This window comes from Streptomyces sp. TN58 (assembly GCF_001941845.1).
Lineage (GTDB): Bacteria > Actinomycetota > Actinomycetes > Streptomycetales > Streptomycetaceae > Streptomyces.
This window is the reverse complement of the sequence record NZ_CP018870.1, coordinates 3,750,351-3,764,056: the sequence shown is the minus strand read 5'-3', so window position 1 is coordinate 3,764,056 and position 13,706 is coordinate 3,750,351. Positions and strand designations below refer to the sequence as shown.

Here is a 13,706-nt window from a genome sequence, read left to right as displayed (position 1 = left end):
GGGCGTTTGGTTGTGCGCGGTCTCCGGGTCCCTGTGCGCTCGGCTGCACAGGACCCGGGATGCGACGGAAGGGCGAGGTCGGTGTGAGGGTCAGGCGATGCCGACGGTGGCGGTGGCGCCGTCGAGTCCGTCGAGTGACCCGATCGCGGAGCCGTCGTGCAGGGCGGGCTGGTCCTGGCCGGTCCGCTCGGCCTGCAGTCGGTCGCGCAGGATGCGGGCGCGGTTCTGGCCGATCCGTAGTTCGGTCCGCAAGCGCTCGGCGGTCAGTTGGTCACCGGTCCAGTCGGCGGTCAGGAGCCGGGCCTTGTCGAGGAGGTCGGCGTCGGTGCGGGTGCGGTCGGCGGTCGGCTTGGCTGCGGCGGGGACCCGACCGGTCGCCCGACGCGGGGCGGCACCGCTCGACGCCGCCGCTGTGACCGACCGGGGCGGTCGGGCGCCGGGGGCTGCGTCGACTCCCTCGGCCGACCCCGTCACGGGCCCTTCGGTGACCTTCCTGGGGGTCGACTCGGTCAGCTGCTCGGGGATCGATCCGGGCCGGTCAGGCGTCGACTGCGGGGCCTGCTCGCCGACCGACTGGCCGGAGGCCGTTTCGGGGGAGTCGGCCGACTCGGGTTTGTGGTGCAGCACCTTCGCCACGAGGTCCGATCCGAAGTAGATCGACCCGACCGGGAGTGAGGTCGCCAGCAGGACGAGGGCCCAGTTCGCGTAGTCCAAGTCGGTCAGTCGGCCCCACTGGATCGAGTCGGTGTGCAGGGCCGGTACGAGGCCGTGCACGTAGTTCAGCAGGAGGCTGGCGATCGTGTAGGTCGCCAGGACCCGCAGCGCGAACTTCCGGTCGGCGTCGGTCAGCACGAGCGTGGCGATCAGCGCGAGGGCCATGAGCCCGTCGACCACGATCGGGTAGAGAAAGGCGGCGGTGGAGTCGGCGCCGATGGCGCGGGCCACGTCGGACAGCGCGTTCCACGAGACCCGGAAGGCCATGAGGACGACGGCCACCAGGCCGATCACGAGGGCGATGCGTCCCGTGCGGTTCACACGACGACTCCCGGCGGGAGCGGGTGCTCGGCGAGCGTCGCCAGGATCGGCACGCTGCTTGAGGTCGTCGTTCTTGGCGCCGGAGGCGAACCGCGCCATGCCGGCACGGATGCTGCGCATGGCCGCCGGGGCGCTTGGAGCAGGGAGATGCAAGGTGGAGGGCTCCAGGGCTGGGTGTGGCCGCCGGCGTGGGCGGCCGTGGGCGGTGGGGACTCGTCCCACCCGTCCCGCCGCTGGTCATGGCAGGTACGGGTGGGGCGGTGATGTCGAGTCGACTCGTTGCGGGTCGGTGACTCGTCCCCGCGCTGACCTGCGCGGGTACGAGTGGGACGAGTCGGGGAGGGTCAGGCGCCGGGCTCGACCGGGAGGGTGGTGGCTGCCTCGGGCGGGCAGTAGCGGGTCCAGGCGTCGGTGAACTGGGCGCGGGTGAAGCCCTTGGCCTGGTGGCCGCCGGGGAAGCGGCGGTTGGCCGACTTGATGCCGTAGTCCTGGAGCAGGATCTGCAGGCCGCGCGGGGTGAGCCCGCTGGGACTGTGCTCGGCCCAGGGCGCCTCGGGGTCGGCGTTGAGTATCTCCAGGAGGCGGCCGGTGCGGATCGCCGGCTGGTCGCCCTCGGAGGCGAAGGCGCGGCGGATGTCGGCGAGGATGCGGATCTTCAGTCCGCCGTCCTCGTCGCGCCCGGCCTCGTAGTCGGTCATGGCCGTGCACGCGGTGCGGGCCAGGACGGGCCAGTCTCCGCCCGCGAGGTCGGCGACGCTGATCAGCGGCGCCCAGGTGTCGGCGGCGCGGTCCTCGACCGGCATCTTCGGCTCCAGGGCGAGTGCCTTCTCGCGTACGGAGGCCAGCCAGGCCGCCAGCCGTGTGCGGAGCTCGCGTACGGCCAGGTCGTCGCGGCCGTAGCGCCAGAAACTGACCTTCTCGGTCTCGGCTCGGCGGCGCATGCGGATGACAACCGACCGGTCCATGATCGTGTCGGGCAGGTCGCCGATTCCGGCGAGGGCGGCCATGGCGAAGGTGTCGAACTTGACCACCTCGTGGTTGGGGCCGGAGACCCGCAGGGTGGGCCGGTTGCGCTGGTGGCCGGCGTTGAGCAGGCCGCGCATCTCCTCGTTCTTCTCCGCGACCTTCGCGCTGCCGAAGATCGTGTCGACCTCGTCCACGAGGAGCGTGGGCGGGTTGCCCTCGCCGATCGACCGGAAGATCGCGGCGGCGGAGGCGTTGACCGTGATCAGCGGCTCGTGGACGGCCTCGATCAGGACTTCGAGGAGCCGTGACTTGCCGCAGCGCTTGGCCGGTCCGACCACCGCGAGGCGCGGCGCGTGCTGCCACACCGTCTGCAGGTGGGTCGCCGCCGCCCACAGCGTGGTCGCGGTCAGGGCTTCGTCGCTCGGCATCACGACGTAGCGCCGGATCGTGTCCCGGAGTAGGTCCAGGACCTCCACGCCCTCGGGGTCCGGGGTGGGCGCGGGAATAGTCGGCTGGCCGGGGACGGCGGTCGGCGGCCACTCGACGGGAAGCGATGGCGTGTTCGGGGTGGCTTCGTCCATACTGGACATCGAGCTCCTCAATCTGCGGCCATATGGGACGGCAATCCCGGCACTGCAGCTAGTCGTTCAGGGATGGGCGGCGTGAGGTTTGCGCTTTGAGCCCCTCGGTGTCGCAAGCACCGGGGGGCTTTTTGCATGTCGGGCTAGGTGCTGGCGGTCTCCTGTGGACAGCAGCGGTCCAGTACATCAACCATGCCACACGCAGAGAGACTATGCAAACAGCAGAGCATGGTGTACTGTTTAGGCTGCTGCGAATTGCAGGGACATGATGCGAGAGGAAGGACGGGTTAATGCCCGACGACGACGGCGAGGACGCATCCGAGGGCGTCCTGCTCAAGGGCGAGGACAACGCCGCCAAGCGGATCAAGGCCGAGCGAGAGCGGCGGGGCTGGAGCACCACCACGCTCTCCGACCGGCTCAACGAGGCCGGCTACGAGATGAACCCGTCGGCGGTGTGGCGGATCGAGAACGGCAAGCGCCGCATCAACCTCGACGAGGCCATCGGCTTCGCCGAGGTCTTCGGGGTGTCGCTGTCCAACCTCGTCGGCCCGCCGGCCCTGGCAGCCGCCGGCCGCGCCATGGAGCTGATCGACACCGTCGTGGCCGCCAACGCGGCCGCCCAAAGAGCCCAGCACGTGTACCGCCGGGCCACCGCCGAACTCGCTGCCTACCTCGACGAGCACCCGGACATCCGCGAGGAGGCCGACGTGATGGTCAGCAACGCCATCGCCGAGAACACCATGAAGATCAACCAGGAGGAGTTCGGGGCCCCGCCCCAGCCGTAGCCCGCTTCTCCGGCCGCCCTGGACCGCAAACCCCAGGCCACGGCCGCACCACACGCCCATCCCATCCCGGAACGACACCGGCCCGGCCGGGGTTGCCGCCCCATCAGCCGAGGCCACGAGAGGACCCCGCTTGCGCCACACGGCGATACCCCACGCCTCCGCTCAGCCCCGCACGGCGAAGGAGGTGAACAACAACGACCGCCTGCTCACCGTCGACGAGGCCGCCGAACGCCTCGGCACCGGCGTGCGCTTCATCCGCCGGCTCATCCAGGAACGCCGGATCCGCTACGTGAAGCTCGGCAAGCACGTCCGCATCGCCGACAGCGTGCTGACCGCGTACGTGGAGGAGCGCACGGTCCCCACGCTTCGCGACGTGCGCTCCCGCTTCGGGAAGGCGGCCTGATGGCGGGCCGCAAGCCGCAGCGGCGGCGTGAGTTCGGCACCGTACGCCGGCTTCCTTCCGGACGCTGGCAGGCGCGCTACTGGGCACCGGATGGCTCCCGTCGCACCGCGCCGGAGACGTTCGAGACGAAGACAGACGCCCAGGACTGGCTGACCCTCACCAAAGCGGACATCCAGCGCAATGTCTGGGTGGACCCGGAGGTCGGGGCGGTCAACTTCAAGGAGTACGCCTTGAAGTGGGTGGAGGAGCGCGGCCTGTCCGCCACCACGGAGGAGCTGTACCGCCGCCTCCTGCGCCTGCACCTCCTCCCCTTCTTTGGCGAGGTGGACCTCGATGAGATCACCCCTCCGAACGTTCGGACCTGGCGGACCGAGCGCCTGGCCGCCACCGGGGCCACGACCGTCGCCAAGTCCTACCGCCTGCTCAAGGCGATCATGGAGACGGCGACGGACGACGAGCTGATCCGGCGCAACCCGTGCCGGATCAGGGGCGCCGGCAGCGAGAAGGCGAAGGAACGCACGACGGCCACCGTCGAGCAGGTCGACGCCCTCGCCGAGGCCATCGGCATCCGCTGGCGCCTGATGGTCTACCTCGGGGCCTACGGCCCGATGCGCCCGGAGGAGCTGGCTGCCCTGCGCCGCACCTCCGTCACCCTCGACCCGCTCGCCGTACGGGTCACGGAGGCCGCCCCGGAGCTGAACACCGGCCGCCGCGTCGAAGGCGACACCAAGTCCGCGGCCGGTGTGCGCACCATCCACCTGCCGTCCTTCCTCCACATCGAGGTCAAGCGGCACCTGGACTGGTTCGCGGAGAAGGAGCCCGACGGGCTGCTGTTCGTGGGCGAGAAGGGGGCGGCCTTCCGGCGGACGAACTTCGGCCGGAAGTGGGCGAAGGCCCGCGCCAAGGTCGGCCTGCCGAAGGACTTCCGCTTCTACGACCTCCGGCACACGGGCCACACCCTCTCCACCCAGTCCGGCGCCACGCTCAAGGACACGATGGTCCGCGCCGGCCAGTCCTCGGAGAAGGCCGCGATGATCTACCAGCACTCCGACGACGCCCGCCAGCAGGAGGTCGCCGGAGGCATCGACACCAAGGTCCGTGAGTTGCGCGGACGTGCGACTGGCTCCGAGCCCGACTGAGATCCGTGACGTCCCCGGTCAGAGCGATTTACGATCAGCTCTGGTCGGGTTCGTCGTGCCCTGACAGCCGACTGACCAGTAGTGCTTCTTGATTTCCTCCCTCGAATGAGGGAGGATTTCCGGAAATCGCACTCCGTGGGCAGGGGCTGAATATGGCAGTCATGCACGTTGAGGACTCACGCGGCCAGAGCCGTCTCGCAGACCTGGGGCTCTCGGCCGAAACCATCGAGAACGTGCTGCGACGCGCCGAGGCGGAGCGCAACTTTTGCACGCCCCTCGACCCGGTCTCGCTCCCGGGCAACATCTTCTGGGGCAGGACCATCCGCTTCCTGCGCGAGGCGTACATCCCTGACGGGTGGCGCAGTGTGAGCCCTCAGAACGTCTCGCTCCTACTGTCGCCGGTGGAGGACTTCGCCATCACCGCCTCCAGCGGCAACAAGGCCACCGGCTACGCCGCGCTCACCCCTGCCACTCGCTACGCGAAGGGCACGGCGGTCATCCGCCGGGTTGAGACCAACCGACAGCTGGTGTTCCCTGGCTACGAGGCCGATCCCGAGCCTCAGGGAGTCGGGGAGGGGATCCCGACCTGGTTCCTCCTGTACCAGCACGTGAACACCCTGACGGGCACGCGGCTCTACTACGAGCTGTCACTGCCGACCAACCCGGGGAGCCGCGGCAAGATCGACAGCTGGCACGAGCGGATCATCTTCCCCTACATCGACTTCGAGGGCTTCAACCCGTTCCCGAACGACGACGACGGCGAAGGCGGCATCGACATCCCGATCGAGCGTCTGGGCTGATCGTCCACCCCACAACCCATTGGCACTCCCATGACCACCGCATCCCGGCTCGTCCTGGCGCGCAAGCGCCGCGGGCTCACCGTCACCCGTCTCGCCCAGATGGTCGGACTCACCGCCCGCCGGTTGTCCGACTACGAGAACGGCCGGGCCTACCCTCCCCCGGCCTCCCTGGCCAGCCTTGCTGAGGCTCTGGAGTTCCCGGAGTCCTTCTTCGTCGCCGAAGAGGTCGCCGACCTGCCCGTCGAGTCGGTCAGCTTCAGGGCGCTGAGCAAGATGACGGCCTCACAACGGGACATCGCCCTGAGCAGTGGTCGCCTCGCCCGGATCTTGCAGGACTGGATCCGGGCTCGCTTCAAGCTGCCGGCGCCGGACCTTCCGACCTTGACCTCGTTCAGCCGTCTCGGCAGCGACGACGAACCAGTGTTTCCGGGCGAGGCCGGTGCCGAGAACTGTCCCGCCGAGCGCGCAGCCGAACTGGTTCGCACTCGATGGGGGTTGGGGGTCACCCCGATCCCCAACATGGTTCATCTACTTGAAGCGCACGGTGTTCGCGTGTTCTCGCTGTCCAGGGACTGCCCGGAAGTGGACGCCTTCTCCTTCTGGGACCGAGGCATCCCGTTCGTGCTGCTGAACACCGAGAAGACAGCCGAGCGCGGACGCTTCGACGCCGCACATGAGCTCGGCCACCTGGTTCTGCATGGCGAGGAGCAGGTCCCCCATGGCCCCCAGGCCGAAGGGGAAGCGCACCGCTTCGCGGCAGCTCTGCTCATGCCGGCTGCGGACGTCTTGGCGCACGCCCCTCGCAACCCGAGCACCGCCTGGATCCTGCAGGCGAAGCGTCGCTGGAAGGTCGCCGCCATGGCACTCGCCCACCGCCTGCACGAGCTCAACCTCACCACCGAATGGCAGTACCGCACGCATTGCGTCGAGCTCAGTCGCATGGGCTACCGGAAGTCGGAACCCCAAAGCACGCTCACGCGGGAGACCTCCCAGGTGTTGGGCAAGGTCTTCGCCGCCCTTCGAGCGGAGAGCATGCCGCTGGCCCAAGTCGCCCGGGACCTCGACCTGCGAGCAGCCGACCTCAGTGACTTGATCTTCGGCCTGGTGGTCATGGCCCAGGAGGGCGGGCGCGGTGGTGCCCGTGGTGCGGCCGCCTCCCACAGGCCGCAACTCTCCGTCGTGCGTTGACACTCGCATTTGCGCCTACGGAGGAACGTTCCCTCGGTCGGAAGTGGTGCGGATCACAGAGCTACCCGCCCGCATATTGAGACGGCGCTGCCCCCGCACCACCTAAATGGTGCGGGGGCAGCGCCATGGGCAGGGCGTAAAGCCGAGTTGGGGCACGCGGAGGGCACGACAGCCCCCAATAGGTCTAGACAACAAAGAAGGCCCAGGTCTCTGGCCTGGGCCTTCGTTCAAGAGCGGATGACGGGAATCGAACCCGCGCTATAAGCTTGGGAAGCTCATGTTCTACCATTAAACTACATCCGCGCAGCGGGCCAGTTGCCTGGATCCCTACCGTTCCACACTCTACCCCATGATCGCCTCCCGGTGTATTTGCCGCGGTGCCGCCGTTGCCTGTCGTGTGCATCCAGGCGTGTGGGCGCGGGAGTTGGGGCGTACCGTGTCGTGCGGAGCGCGGCGGCTGGAGCCGGTGCGGGATCATCCCCTAATGTGGCGATTCGTCGCAGAATGGCTCGTTGGGGAAAGGGACTCGATGGAGCACACCGTCGTCCGTTGTGCCGAAGGGCATGTTTTCAGTACCGCCTCCTTCCCGCTGCAGCAGCTCGGTGCCGGCCGGATCGGGCCCGGGCGGCTGCTGCGGTGTCCGCGGTGCGCGCGCCTGCGGCAGGCCGTGCCCGTCGGCGGTGCGCCCAAGCGCTGAGCGCGGGTGTGAGACGTACGGCCGGGCGCGCGGGCGGTCCCTCTCGATTGGGGGAGGCCCGCGCGCTCTGCGTATCCTCGGGACGTGCTTCTCTCTGACAAAGACATCCGGGCCGAGATCGACAGCGGACGGGTTCGCATCGACCCGTTCGACGAGGCGATGGTGCAGCCCTCCAGCATCGATGTGCGTCTCGACCGGTTCTTCCGGGTGTTCGAGAATCACCGCTACGCCCACATCGATCCCGCGGTCGAGCAGCCGGACCTGACGCGGATGGTCGAGCCCGAAGGGGACGAGGCGTTCATCCTGCACCCCGGCGAGTTCGTCCTGGCGTCGACCTACGAGGTCATCTCGCTGCCCGACGACATCGCCTCCCGGCTGGAGGGCAAGTCCAGCCTGGGCCGTCTCGGCCTCGTGACGCACTCGACCGCCGGGTTCATCGACCCCGGGTTCTCGGGCCACGTGACCCTTGAGCTGTCGAACCTGGCCACGCTGCCGATCAAGCTCTGGCCCGGCATGAAGATCGGGCAGCTGTGCATGTTCCGGCTCAGCTCGCCCGCGGAGTTCCCGTACGGCAGCGAACGGTACGGCTCCAGGTACCAGGGGCAGCGCGGGCCGACCGCCTCGCGCTCCTTCCAGAACTTCCACCGCACCCAGGTCAGGCACGAGGCATGAGCGACGCAGTACGCGAGAACCTGACCTACGAGGGCTTCGGCACCGCCGTGCGCGAGCTGGCGCAGACCATCGCCGACGACGGCTACGAGCCCGACATCATCCTGAGCATCGCCCGCGGCGGCGTGTTCGTCGCCGGCGGCCTGGCGTACGCCCTGGACTGCAAGAACATCCACCTGGTGAACGTGGAGTTCTACACCGGCGTCGGCACCACGCTGGAGATGCCGGTCATGCTGGCGCCCGTGCCCGAGGCGATCGACTTCACCGACAAGAAGGTCCTCATCGCCGACGACGTCGCCGACACCGGCAAGACGCTCAAGCTGGTGCACGACTTCTGCCTCGGCCACGTCGCCGAGGTGCGCTCCGCCGTCATCTACGAGAAGTCCCACTCGCTCGTGCAGTGCGAGTACGTGTGGAAGAAGACCGACGAGTGGATCAACTTCCCCTGGTCGGTCGAGCCGCCGGTCGTCAAGCGCGAGGGCCAGGTCCTCGATTCCTAATCGGGATGTCAAGCAGCTGACGTGACGGGCGGTATGGGTTGGTAGCACCGTCCGTCACGCAATAGAGCCCAGAGGACATTGACTCGTCGGCGTGCGAGGGCCATGACGGCTTGGCTGTGCCGCTTGCCCTCGGCGCGCTTGCGGTCGTAGAAGCGGCGGGATTCCTCGCAGACCGACATTGCCCAGATCGAGTTCACGCTCCAGGCCGGGGAAGATCTCGGTGAGGTGGCCGCGGAGCCGGTTGATTGTCCGGGTGCGGTCGTCGCTGAGGTCGCGGCGGTGACGGACGAGGACCCTCAACTCGGACACCAGCTTGTCGCCAGGCCGCAACGCGGCGAGATCACGCCGAATGCGGGTCTGGTCGGCGATCACCGCCGCATCCTTGGCGTCGGTTTTGCCGTCTCCACGGTAGCCCTCGGAGGCCCGGTTGACCGCCCGCCCGGGGATGTAGAGCAGCTGCTGGCCGTGGTTGAACAGCACCGTGATGGCCAGGGCGGCCCCGCCGTCAGCCAGGTCGATGCCCCAGACCGCTTCGTCGCCGAGTGCGAGAACGTCCGCACAGAGCTTGAGCAGTTCACTCTCGTTGTTGGCGACGCGCCGGGACAGAAGGCGCTTGCCGGTGTCGTCGATCACCACACAGTGGTGATGGGTCTTCCCGGCGTCGATACCGGCCCAGATTGCTGTCACGTACTTCTCCGCGGGTCGTGTGTGTACAGGTGCCACGGACGACTTCGCTGTCGAGTCCCTACTGAGCGATCAGTGCCGCAATTCCTAATGAGCAGCCGAGTCGTCGTGGGGTGCCGGGCGGCGAATCGAAGTAAGCCACCAACGGCAGACGCCTGAAAGCCACACCCGGCACCCCTGGGTGAGCCAACCCTACGAATGGCTCGCTCATCCCGGTCAACAAGGTAGGGACGCCTGACCGTCGCGTTCACCGGTTCACCGCACGATGCGCGAGGGGCCCCCGGCTGGTGCCGGGGGCCCCTCGCGCATGTATGTGCGTGCAGCTAGATCGTGCCCAGCTTGATGATCGACAGCAGGGCGATCAGCTGGATCGCGGAGGCGCCGAGCGCCTTCGGCCACGGCAGGTCGTGCGACTTGCTGACCAGCGAGGTGAAGAGCGCGCCCGCGGCGACCCACGTGGCCCAGCCGAGCACCTGGACGACCATGTTGTCGCCGCCGAGGAACACGGCGAAGAGCAGACGCGGGGCGTCCGTGATGGACATGACCAGCATCGACAGGCCCACGGTGGGCTGCCAGGTGCCGTCGCCGCCCATCTGGCGGGCCAGGGTGTGGGTGACCGCGCCCAGGAGCAGTCCGCAGATGACGAACGCCACGCCGGCGGACAGCACGATCGGGACGGCCTTCGACAGGGTCGCGTTGATCACGTCCTCGCGGGCGTCGTCCAGGCCGAAGACCGCGAGGAGGCCGTAGAGGAAGGTCACGATCAGCGCGGGACCCCAGACGGCGTAGTCGCGCATCTGGAGGAAGGTCTGCCCCGGCCGCGTCACGATGCCGCGCAGCAGGTCCTTCCACGGCAGCCGCGGCCCGGACGGCGCCGCCGCGGCAGCGCCCGCGTGGTAGGTCGCGCCCTGGCTGTACGGGTCCTCGCCGACGGCGAAGACCTGGGTGTGCCCGGGGTTGTCGTTGCTGTAGTTCCCGCCGCCTCCGGGGCCGTACGGGGGCTGCTGCGCATGCGGGTGCGGCTGCCCGTACGGGTCGAAGTACTCCGGCTCGCCGTGGCCTCCGGCGGTCGGCTGCGGCCACTGCTGCTGCGGTGGCGGGCCGCCGACGGGAGGGTAGGGCGGCTGGCCGTACGGCGGCGGTTGCTGCTGACCGTACGACTGCTGCTGCTGCGGGGGTTGTTGGGGAGCGCGGTTGTTGTCCCGGCCGCGTCCGATCCTGAATCCAGCCACGTGATCGAACGTACCTGGTCCGGCGGGCTCCGGTGGCCGGGCAGCCGGAACCGGCGCCCTTTGCGGCTGACCTGTGACATCCCTTAGGGGATCCCCGGGTGGCTGTCCCCACCCCCGGCGGGCCTGGGTCGACTGTCCGGTTCACTCGGCTGCGGTGCGGCGCCGGACGCCTCCGATCCAGGCGTGTGCCCGGGGATCGGCCCCGCCGAGCCGCCGACCGACCCTGCGGGTGGTGGGCGGGGCTGGCCCCGGAAAGCCGGAAGCGGCCGGTCCCCGAGGGGGGACCGGCCGCTTCCGGTGTGTGGGCCGTTCGCCTGGCGGCCGACGGCCCGGGTTCCTACTTGGCGTCCTCGGCCTTCGCCTTCGGCTCGGCCGGGCTCTCCTGCTCGGCCTCGCCCGCGGCCTCGGCCTGCGGCGCCGCCTCGGCGTCCGCCGCGGTGGCCTCGGCGACGACGTTCTCGGCCGGAGCCTCGGCTTCCGCCTCCGGCGCAGCCGCGGCCACGGTCTCGGACTCGGCCTCCGGCTCAACCTTCGCCTCGGCCTCCGCCTTGGTCTCGGCCTCAGCTGCGGCCTCCGCCTCGGCCTCGGCCTTGGCCTTCGCGTCCGCCTCGGCCTCCGCATCCGCCTTGGCCTTCGCCTCGGCTTCAGCTTTCGCCTTGGCAGCCGCTTCCGCTTCCGCTTCCGCCTTGGCCTCCGCCTCCGCCGCAGCGGCCGCCGCGGCTTCCGCCTCCGCCTCGGCCGCCAGCGCGGCCAGTTCCTCCTCCGTCGGGCCCGGGGCCTTGACCGACTCCAGCAGCAGCTGGGCCACGTCCACGACCTGCACGGACTCCTTCGCCTGACCCTCGTTCTTCTTGCCGTTGACCGAGTCGGTCAGCATGACCAGGCAGAACGGGCAGGCGGTCGAGACGATGTCGGGGTTGAGGGACAGGGCCTCGTCGACGCGCTCGTTGTTGATGCGCTTGCCGATCCGCTCCTCCATCCACATCCGCGCGCCACCGGCGCCGCAGCAGAAGCCCCGCTCCTTGTGGCGGTGCATCTCCTGCTGGCGCAGTCCCGGCACGGCCGACATGATCTCGCGCGGCGGCGTGTAGACCTTGTTGTGCCGGCCCAGGTAGCACGGGTCGTGGTACGTGATCAGACCGTCGACCGGCGTCACCGGCGTCAGCCGGCCCTCGTCGATCAGGTGCTGGAGCAGCTGCGTGTGGTGGATGACCTCGTACTCGCCGCCGAGCTGCGGGTACTCGTTCGCGATGGTGTTGAAGCAGTGCGGGCAGGTCGAGACGATCCGCTTCGCCGACTTCGGCTTCTTCGTCTCCGGGTCGTCGTCGTCCTCGCCGAACGCCATGTTCAGCATGGCCACGTTCTCCTGGCCCAGCTGCTGGAACAGCGGCTCGTTGCCCAGGCGGCGCGGCGAGTCACCGGTGCACTTCTCGTCGCCGCCCATGATCGCGAACTTGACGCCCGCGATGTTCAGCAGCTCCGCGAAGGCCTTCGTGGTCTTCTTGGCCCGGTCCTCCAGGGCGCCGGCGCAGCCGACCCAGTAGAGGTAGTCGAACTCCGAGAGGTCCTCCGCGTCCTTGCCGATGATCGGGACCTCGAAGTCGACCTCCTTCGTCCACTCGACGCGCTGCTTCTTCGCCAGGCCCCAGGGGTTGCCCTTCTTCTCCAGGTTCTTGAGCATCGTGCCCGCCTCCGACGGGAACGCGGACTCGATCATCACCTGGTAGCGGCGCATGTCGACGATGTGGTCGATGTGCTCGATGTCGACCGGGCACTGCTCCACGCACGCACCGCAGGTCGTGCAGGACCACAGCACGTCCGGGTCGATGACGCCGTTCTCCAGGGCCGTGCCGATCAGCGGGCGCTCGGCCTCCGCCAGCGCCGCGGCGGGGACGCCGGCGAGCTGCTCGGCCGTGGCCTTCTCGTTGCCCTCCATGTCCTTGCCGCCGCCTGCCAGCAGGTACGGGGCCTTGGCGTGCGCGTGGTCGCGCAGCGACATGATCAGGAGCTTCGGGGAGAGCGGCTTGCCCGTGTTCCAGGCGGGGCACTGCGACTGGCAGCGGCCGCACTCGGTGCACGTGGAGAAGTCGAGGATGCCCTTCCAGGAGAACTGCTCGACCTGCGAGACGCCGAAGTTGTCGTCCTCGCCCGGGTCCTCGAAGTCGATCTCCTTGCCGCCGCTGGTCATCGGCTGGAGCGCGCCCAGCGCGGTGGCGCCGTCGGCGTTCCGCTTGAACCAGATGTTCGGGAAGCCGAGGAAGCGGTGCCAGGCGACACCCATGTTGGTGTTGAGCGAGACGACGATCATCCAGATCAGCGAGGTGCCGATCTTGATCATCGCGGTGAAGTAGATGGCGTTCTGCAGCGCGCTCGCCGACAGCCCGTCGAAGGCCATGACCAGCGGGTAGGAGATGGCGTACGCCGGCTCCCAGCTGTCCACGTGGTGGATCGCGCCCTCAAGGCCGCGCAGGCACAGGATCGCGAGGCCGATGGTGAGGATGATGTACTCGACGAAGTACGCCTGCCAGGCCTTAGAGCCGGCGAAGCGCGACTTGCGGCCGGCCCGCGAGGGCAGGCTGAGCAGGCGGATCGCGATCAGGACCAGGATGCCGACGACGGTCATCAGGCCGATGAACTCGATGTAGAGCTCGAACGGCAGGAAGCCGCCCAGGACCGGAAGGGTCCAGTCGGCCTGGAAGAGCTGGCCGTAGGCCTGCGCCAGGGTCGGCGGGAGCGTCAGGAAGCCGATCGCGACGAACCAGTGGGCGAAGCCGACGATGCCCCAGCGGTTCATCCGGCTGTGGCCGAGGAACTCCCGGACGAGGGTGAGCGTTCGGGCCTTCGGGTCGTCCGTGCGGCTGCCGGCCGGTACGGGCTGGCCGATCTTCACGAAGCGGTAGATCTGCGCCACGGCTCGTGCGAGCAGCGCGACGCCGACCACGGTCAGGACCAGCGACACGATGATCGCGGCGAGTTGCATGGGAGGGCTCCTCGGGCGGCACTTACTAAGCGGTAACTTATGAAGTC

The 13,706-nt window shown here is 69.0% G+C and carries 10 protein-coding genes, 1 tRNA gene and 3 pseudogenes; 7 read left to right on the top strand and 7 right to left on the bottom strand.

The features are described 5' to 3' along the window. Positions 1-90: 90 nt before the first annotated feature. Complete coding sequence (locus BSL84_RS17015; RefSeq protein WP_324616532.1) at positions 91-1,155, bottom strand: DUF2637 domain-containing protein; 1,065 nt, start codon at positions 1,153-1,155, stop codon at positions 91-93. Positions 1,156-1,379: 224 nt separating this feature from the next. Further along, a complete protein-coding gene (locus BSL84_RS17010; protein WP_075970663.1) occupies positions 1,380-2,582 on the bottom strand; it encodes a DUF3631 domain-containing protein in 1,203 nt (400 codons plus the stop codon). 290 nt (positions 2,583-2,872) lie between these two features. Between BSL84_RS17010 and BSL84_RS17005 the strand changes: the two genes are divergently transcribed. The 5 genes from BSL84_RS17005 to BSL84_RS16985 all read left to right on the top strand — a co-directional run bounded on the left by BSL84_RS17005 (position 2,873) and on the right by BSL84_RS16985 (position 6,897). Beyond that, a complete protein-coding gene (locus BSL84_RS17005; RefSeq protein WP_075970662.1) occupies positions 2,873-3,367 on the top strand; it encodes a helix-turn-helix domain-containing protein in 495 nt (164 codons plus the stop codon). Between the two features lie 184 nt (positions 3,368-3,551). Continuing rightward, a complete protein-coding gene (locus tag BSL84_RS17000) occupies positions 3,552-3,770 on the top strand; it encodes an excisionase family DNA-binding protein (protein ID WP_075972130.1) in 219 nt (72 codons plus the stop codon). Beyond that, positions 3,770-4,909, top strand: coding sequence for a tyrosine-type recombinase/integrase (locus tag BSL84_RS16995; RefSeq protein ID WP_075970661.1), 1,140 nt, complete (start codon positions 3,770-3,772; stop codon positions 4,907-4,909). The genes BSL84_RS17000 and BSL84_RS16995 overlap by 1 nt, the downstream gene beginning before the upstream one ends. Positions 4,910-5,070: 161 nt before the next feature. Then, positions 5,071-5,709, top strand: a complete 639-nt coding sequence (locus tag BSL84_RS16990) for a hypothetical protein (protein ID WP_159393526.1) — start codon at positions 5,071-5,073, stop codon at positions 5,707-5,709. 30 nt (positions 5,710-5,739) lie between these two features. Next, entirely contained in the window at positions 5,740-6,897 is a 1,158-nt protein-coding gene (locus BSL84_RS16985; RefSeq protein ID WP_045321621.1) for a helix-turn-helix domain-containing protein, read from the top strand. Positions 6,898-7,129: 232 nt separating this feature from the next. Here BSL84_RS16985 and BSL84_RS16980 read toward each other — a convergent pair. Further along, positions 7,130-7,200 (bottom strand) — tRNA-Gly (locus BSL84_RS16980). 478 nt (positions 7,201-7,678) lie between these two features. Between BSL84_RS16980 and dcd the strand changes: the two genes are divergently transcribed. Together dcd and BSL84_RS16970 are read left to right on the top strand one after the other, a co-directional pair. Beyond that, entirely contained in the window at positions 7,679-8,266 is a 588-nt protein-coding gene (gene dcd, locus BSL84_RS16975) for a dCTP deaminase (protein WP_045321620.1), read from the top strand. After that, positions 8,263-8,763: a phosphoribosyltransferase gene (locus tag BSL84_RS16970; protein ID WP_045321619.1), complete on the top strand. Its 501-nt coding sequence runs from the start codon at positions 8,263-8,265 to the stop codon at positions 8,761-8,763. Before dcd ends, BSL84_RS16970 begins: the two co-directional genes overlap by 4 nt. An 8-nt stretch (positions 8,764-8,771) precedes the next feature. On the opposite strand, the pseudogene BSL84_RS37785 reads toward BSL84_RS16970, so the two are convergent. The 4 genes and pseudogenes from BSL84_RS37785 to BSL84_RS16955 all read right to left on the bottom strand — a co-directional run. Beyond that, a pseudogene (locus BSL84_RS37785) lies at positions 8,772-8,924 on the bottom strand (IS110 family transposase); the annotation flags it as partial. A gap of 106 nt (positions 8,925-9,030) precedes the next feature. Continuing rightward, positions 9,031-9,396, bottom strand: a pseudogene (locus tag BSL84_RS37780) (IS110 family transposase); the annotation flags it as partial. A gap of 374 nt (positions 9,397-9,770) precedes the next feature. Further along, on the bottom strand, positions 9,771-10,679 hold the full coding sequence (locus BSL84_RS16960; protein WP_030036061.1) for a Yip1 family protein: 909 nt from the start codon (positions 10,677-10,679) through the stop codon (positions 9,771-9,773). 757 nt (positions 10,680-11,436) lie between these two features. Continuing rightward, a pseudogene (locus BSL84_RS16955) lies at positions 11,437-13,659 on the bottom strand ((Fe-S)-binding protein); the annotation flags it as partial. Between the last annotated feature and the right edge of the window lie 47 nt (positions 13,660-13,706).

What these genes read in the sequence shown, in the direction of transcription:
- BSL84_RS17015 (WP_324616532.1), bottom strand. Translation starts at nt 1,155, where the DNA reads ATGCGCAGCATCCGTGCCGGCATGGCGCGGTTCGCCTCCGGCGCCAAG.
- BSL84_RS17010 (WP_075970663.1), bottom strand. Translation starts at nt 2,582, where the DNA reads ATGGACGAAGCCACCCCGAACACGCCATCGCTTCCCGTCGAGTGGCCG.
- BSL84_RS17005 (WP_075970662.1), top strand. Translation starts at nt 2,873, where the DNA reads ATGCCCGACGACGACGGCGAGGACGCATCCGAGGGCGTCCTGCTCAAG.
- BSL84_RS16995 (WP_075970661.1), top strand. Translation starts at nt 3,770, where the DNA reads ATGGCGGGCCGCAAGCCGCAGCGGCGGCGTGAGTTCGGCACCGTACGC.
- BSL84_RS16990 (WP_159393526.1), top strand. Translation starts at nt 5,071, where the DNA reads ATGCACGTTGAGGACTCACGCGGCCAGAGCCGTCTCGCAGACCTGGGG.
- BSL84_RS16985 (WP_045321621.1), top strand. Translation starts at nt 5,740, where the DNA reads ATGACCACCGCATCCCGGCTCGTCCTGGCGCGCAAGCGCCGCGGGCTC.
- BSL84_RS16970 (WP_045321619.1), top strand. Translation starts at nt 8,263, where the DNA reads ATGAGCGACGCAGTACGCGAGAACCTGACCTACGAGGGCTTCGGCACC.